The organism is Amycolatopsis sp. NPDC051106, assembly GCF_040682775.1.
Taxonomy (GTDB): domain Bacteria; phylum Actinomycetota; class Actinomycetes; order Mycobacteriales; family Pseudonocardiaceae; genus Amycolatopsis.
In genome coordinates this window covers 1-5462 of record NZ_JBFBBQ010000190.1, presented here as the reverse complement: position 1 = coordinate 5462, position 5462 = coordinate 1, and the positions used below count along the sequence as shown (strand labels likewise).

Sequence of the window (5462 nt, the reverse complement as noted above, 5' to 3'; positions counted from 1 at the left end):
CCGGTGCGGCGAAGGTGCTCGGCATGTCCACCACCCGCCGCGCGGCGGTGGTGGCGATCGTGGTGTGCGCGCTGGCGTTCACCATTGCCGTGCCCCTGCGCACGTACCTCGCCCAGCGGACCGAGATCCGCGAACAGCAGGCGCAGCAGGCCCAGCTGCAGCAGACGGTCGCTCAGCTCCAGGGCCGCAAGGCGGAGCTGAGCGACCCGGCGCAGATCGAGGCCGAGGCCCGGCGCCGGCTGCGCTACGTCAAGCCGGGCGAGACGCCGTACATCGTCCAGCTGCCCGAGGACAAGGCCCCGGACGCGGCGCCGCAGCAGGGACAGCAGCAGGTCCCGGACGGTTCCTGGTACGAGAACCTCTGGAACCAGGTGTCCGGCGGCTGACCCGGACCCGTCACTTTCGTAGGGAAAGATGCGTCTCGGGTCGCTCGCGACGTCACTTTCGTAGGGAAAGATGCGTCCAGGGCCCCGCGCGACGTCACTTTCGTGGGGAAAGATGCGTCTCCGGGTGGGTCGCGTGGGCGCGGTCGGGGTGGTGCGGCCCACGCTCTAACCTGGAGCGCGTGAACAGCACGCAGCAGCACCGGTTCGAGCCCGTCACCGACGCCGACCGCGAGATCATCGCGGAGCAGCTCGGACGGCCGCCGCGGGCGCTGCGGGCCGTGGCCGCGCGGTGCCCGAGCGGGCACCCGTCGGTGGTGCAGACCAGCCCGCGGCTGGAGAACGGCACGCCGTTCCCGACGCTCTACTACCTGACCTGCCCGAAGCTGAACTCGATGATCGGCACGATCGAGGCCTCCGGGATCATGAAGGAGATGACCGAGCGGCTCTCCACCGATCCCGAGCTCGCCGCGCGGTACCAGCGCACCCACGAGACCTACCTCGCCGAGCGCGACGCGATCGAGCCGCTCGGCCACCAGGTCACCGCCGGGGGCATGCCCGGGCGGGTCAAGTGTCTCCACGTGCACGTCGCGCACTCGCTCGCGGTCGGTCCGGGCGTGAATCCGTTCGGTGACGAGACGTTGGAGCTCCTTAAAGCGAACGGGTGGCCCACGGGGGACTGTGCCGAGTAACGCTCGCGCGTCGTAAACAGATAACTGGGCTGGGTGAGCGAAAACCCCCGTCCGGCGAGATTCAGACTCCCGAAGGGGTGAAACCGCGCCCCGGGTACGGCAGGCTGTCACCCGAGGGTGGGACCGAACCGGCCAGGAGGGCTCAGAGCAATGCGCGTGCGGCGACTGCCTGACGCAGTCGGAAGCCACACCCGAAGATTCGGCATCCGCCACCGCACGGCGTACCCCCTGATCACCGGCATCTTCGCGGTGCTCCCGGCGCTGGTCGCCGGCGGCGGCACCCTCGGCTGGCTCGGCGGCACCGGTGACCACTCCCGCGACGCCGCCCTCGGCCAGGGCTACGACCCCGGGCACGCCGCCATCCAGCAGATCGCCGTCGACGGCACCCTCCCCGGCGCGCCCACCCCGCTGCCGCTCCCGGCGTACGAACTCCCCGACGGCCCCCTCGGCATCCCCGCCACCGCACTCGCCGCGTACAAGAACGCCGCCGACATCCTCGGCCGCGAGCAGGCCGCGTGCCACATCGACTGGGCCCTGATCGCCAGCATCGGCCGGATCGAGTCCAACCACGCGCGCGGCGGGTACGTCGACGCGAACGGCACCACGCGTGAGCCGATCCTCGGCCCGCAGCTCAACGGCCAGGGCGCGTTCGCCGCGATCCCGGACACCGACCACGGCGAGCTCGACACGGACCCGGTGTGGGACCGCGCGGTCGGCCCGACCCAGTTCATCCCGGCGACCTGGCGCGGGTACGCCTCCGACGGCAACGGCGACGGCAAGTCCGACCCCAACAACATCTTCGACGCGGCCCTGGCCACCGGCCGCTACCTCTGCTCCGGTGGCTTCGACCTGGCGAACCCGGACCAGCTGCGCGGCGCGATCTACCGCTACAACAACTCCGACACGTACGTGAACACCGTGATCCTGTGGGCCGAGGCCTACCGCAACGGGATCATGCAGGTGCCGGACAGCACGGTCCCGATCGGCGCCCCGAACGCGGCGGCCGGCCCGCCCGCGCCGGCGGTCCCGCCGCCCCCGGTCCCGTCGACGACACCGACGAGCGCCCCGCCGCCGACGACGACCAGCCCGGGCACGACGACGAAACCGCCGGCGTGCATCCCGCCGGTCACGAAGGTCACCACGACGACGGTCACGAGCGTGACCACGACGACGACCCCGCCGCCGTCGACGACCACGACGCCTCCGGCCGAGACCTCACCGAGCCCGACGCCGACCCCGACACCGACGTGCGGCCAGACGGTCACCTCGGTCAGCACCACGACCACCCTGACCACGACCACAGCGCCGCCGGCCACCCCCACGCCGTGACCGCGAAGGCGTCACTTTCGTAGGGAAAGATGCGTATTCGGCCCCGCGAGTGGCACTTTCACGACGAAAGTGGCGGGTTGGCTAGGGTGGATCGCATGCCTCGTGTTGCCGCGATCGACTGTGGGACCAACTCCATCCGCCTGCTCGTCGCCGAGCTGACGCCGCGCCACGACGGCACGGTCGACCTGCGCGACCTGCACCGCGAGATGCGGATCGTCCGGCTCGGCCAGGGCGTCGACGCCACCGGGCAGCTGGCGCCCGAAGCCATCGAACGCACCCGGGCCGCGCTCGCCGACTACACGGTCGCCGCCCGGCGCAAGGGCGCCGAGAAGGTGCGGATGGTCGCCACCTCCGCCACCCGCGACGCGAAGAACCGCGATGACTTCTTCCGCATGACGCGCGAGACCCTCGGCGTCGAGGCCGAGGTGATCACCGGCGACGAGGAGGCCCGGCTGTCCTTCACCGGCGCGGTCGGCGAGCAGGACCCGGACGACGGCCCGTTCGTCGTGGCCGACGTCGGCGGCGGCTCGACCGAGCTCGTCCTCGGCACCTGGGACGGCCGCAAGGCCGAGGTGATCGCGGCGAAGTCGGTCGACATCGGCTGCGTCCGGATCACCGAGCGCGCGCTGAAGAGCGACCCGCCGACGGCGGAAGAGATCGCGGCGGCCCGCGACCTGGCCGGCAAGGTCCTGACCGAGGCGTTCGACGTCGTCGACGTCGCCCGCGCGAAGACCTGGGTCGGCGTCGCCGGCACGGTGACCACGCTTTCGGCGATCGCGCTCGGGCTGCCGGAGTACGACAGCGACCGCGTCCACCTGTCGAAGCTCGGCCCCGCGGACATCGACCGGCTCGCGACGAAGCTGCTGGCCGAAAACCACGCCACCCGCGCGGCGAACCCGGTGATCCACCCGGGCCGCGTCGACGTGATCGCCGGCGGCGCGGTGGTGGTCCAGACCCTCGCCGAGCAGCTCGCGGCCCGCGGCGGCCCGACCGAGCTGGTGGTCAGCGAGCACGACATCCTGGACGGGATCGCCCTCTCGCTCGCGTGAGTCCGGTTCCGGCCACCCAGGCCTCTTGACAACCACCCCACCGGCCCGTTCGGACATCCGAAAGGGCTTGCGCCACAACGGGAATCGAACACGAACCGAACGTGAGCGCGTGATGACCACGTGTCCGCGCTACTCCGTCCGGAGTACCCGAATTCCTACGTTGGTCGTGCTCCAACCAGGTGGTCCTGACGACCGTCACTGATTTGCAACACCGCAGTCCTGTGATCGGCTTCGCCGCCCCCGATAGCGTGCGTCTCACCTTTCGGACAGACGGAGATGGAGGGGACATGCGTCGTTCGCGCAGGCTCTGGGGACCCACGGTGGTGATGACCTCGCTGGCGCTCGCGCTCGCCGCGTGCGGCGGCGGTTCGGGCAGCTCCGCGGGCGCCGGCGAGACGGACCCGGACGGCACGGTCAGCGTCTACGGCACCGAACCGCAGAACGCACTGGTCCCGACCAACATCAACGACCTCGGCGGCACGAAGGCCATCCAGGCGCTGTTCGCCACGCTGGTCGGCTTCAAGGGTGCGGACGCCAAGCCGTTCAACCTGATGGCGGACTCGATCACCACGACCGACTCCAAGGTCTACGACATCAAGATCAAGCAGGGCTGGAAGTTCCACGACGGCACCGAGGTGAAGGCGCACAACTTCATCGACGCCTGGAACTACGGCGCCTACGCGCCGAACGGCCAGCTCAACACGGACTTCTTCTCGAACATCCAGGGGTACAAGGACGTCCACCCCGATGACGAGAACGCCAAGCCCGCCACGGACAAGATGTCCGGCCTGGTGCAGAAGGGCGACTACGAGTTCCAGGTGACGCTGAGCTCGCCGTTCTCGGTGTTCGACATCAAGGTCGGCTACCAGGCGTTCGCGCCGCTGCCCGACGCGTTCTTCAAGGACCCCAAGGCGTTCGAGCAGCACCCGATCGGCAACGGCCCGATGAAGTTCGTCTCGCGGACGCCGAACCAGGACATCAAGCTCACCCGCAACGACGACTACAAGGGTGACGACAAGGTCCACTTCAAAGACCTGAACATCAAGATCTACTCCAGCCAGGAGACCGCCTACCAGGACCTGCTGAGCGGGCGGCTCGACTTCATGGAGGCGCTGCCGCCGTCGGCGGTCGCGGGCGGCAAGTACAAGGCCGACCTCGGCGACCGGCTCGTCACCGGCCACCTGCTCGGGGTCAGCACCATCGCCGTGCCGTACTACGTGCCGGGCTACGACAACCTCGAGCTGCGCAAGGCCATCTCGATGTCGATCGACCGCGCGCAGATCACCAAGACCGTCATGAACGACACCTACGTCCCGCTGGACGGGTACGTCGCCCAGGGCATCACCGGTGCCCGCTCGGGGGTCTGCCAGTTCTGCAAGTTCGACCCGGCGGCGGCCAAGGAGGCCTTCGCGAAGTCCGGCTTCAAGGGCAAGCTGACCATCGCGTCCAACGCGGACGGCGGCCGCAAGGAACCGCTGGTCGCGGCGTGCAACAGCATCAAGAACACCCTCGGCGTCGAGTGCGACTTCGTGCCGGCCACCGACTTCGGCCAGTGGCGCAGCATCGTCACCGGCAAGAAGCTGACCGGTATGGGCCGCTCCGACTGGTCGGCGGACTACCCGTCCATCGAGGACTTCCTCAACCCGATCTACAAGACCGGCGGCTCCTCGAACGACTCGTCGTACTCGAACCCGCAGGTCGACGCGCTCCTCGCGCAGGCGGACGCAACCGCCGACAAGGAGGCGGCGGTCAAGCTGTACCAGCAGGCCGAGGACCTGATCGCGAAGGACCTGCCGTCGATCCCGACGTGGGACGAGAAGGGCGTCGCGGCGAAGTCGAAGAACCTCAAGTCCGCGGCCCTGGACTTCCGGCGCATGCCGGACTACCCGTCCATCGAGGTCCTGAAGAAGTAGTGCCGCGCTGATCTGCCGCACCCACCACCACGCCGTCGTGAGTGAGAAACGGGCCTGCGCGGTGTAGGGGTCCCAGATCGCCCAGGCATCGATCGT

5 protein-coding genes are annotated in these 5462 nt (G+C 69.6%); all 5 read left to right on the top strand.

The features are described from left to right. Positions 1-386 (top strand): septum formation initiator family protein (locus AB0M83_RS48355; RefSeq protein ID WP_364529543.1); only part of this gene is annotated, 386 nt, incomplete at its 5' end. Positions 387-565: 179 nt separating this feature from the next. Beyond that, positions 566-1075, top strand: coding sequence for a DUF501 domain-containing protein (locus tag AB0M83_RS48350; protein WP_364529540.1), 510 nt, complete (start codon positions 566-568; stop codon positions 1073-1075). 150 nt (positions 1076-1225) lie between these two features. Further along, positions 1226-2404, top strand: coding sequence for a lytic murein transglycosylase (locus AB0M83_RS48345; RefSeq protein WP_364529537.1), 1179 nt, complete (start codon positions 1226-1228; stop codon positions 2402-2404). Between the two features lie 95 nt (positions 2405-2499). Continuing rightward, a complete protein-coding gene (locus AB0M83_RS48340) occupies positions 2500-3453 on the top strand; it encodes a Ppx/GppA phosphatase family protein (protein WP_364529534.1) in 954 nt (317 codons plus the stop codon). Positions 3454-3740: 287 nt separating this feature from the next. Continuing rightward, positions 3741-5366, top strand: coding sequence for an ABC transporter substrate-binding protein (locus tag AB0M83_RS48335; RefSeq protein ID WP_364529531.1), 1626 nt, complete (start codon positions 3741-3743; stop codon positions 5364-5366). Positions 5367-5462: the final 96 nt, after the last annotated feature.

Bases quoted from the DNA above. Each gene is read 5' to 3' on its own strand.
- AB0M83_RS48340 (WP_364529534.1), top strand. From the start codon at position 2,500: ATGCCTCGTGTTGCCGCGATCGACTGTGGGACCAACTCCATCCGCCTG.
- AB0M83_RS48335 (WP_364529531.1), top strand. From the start codon at position 3,741: ATGCGTCGTTCGCGCAGGCTCTGGGGACCCACGGTGGTGATGACCTCG.
- AB0M83_RS48345 (WP_364529537.1), top strand. From the start codon at position 1,226: ATGCGCGTGCGGCGACTGCCTGACGCAGTCGGAAGCCACACCCGAAGA.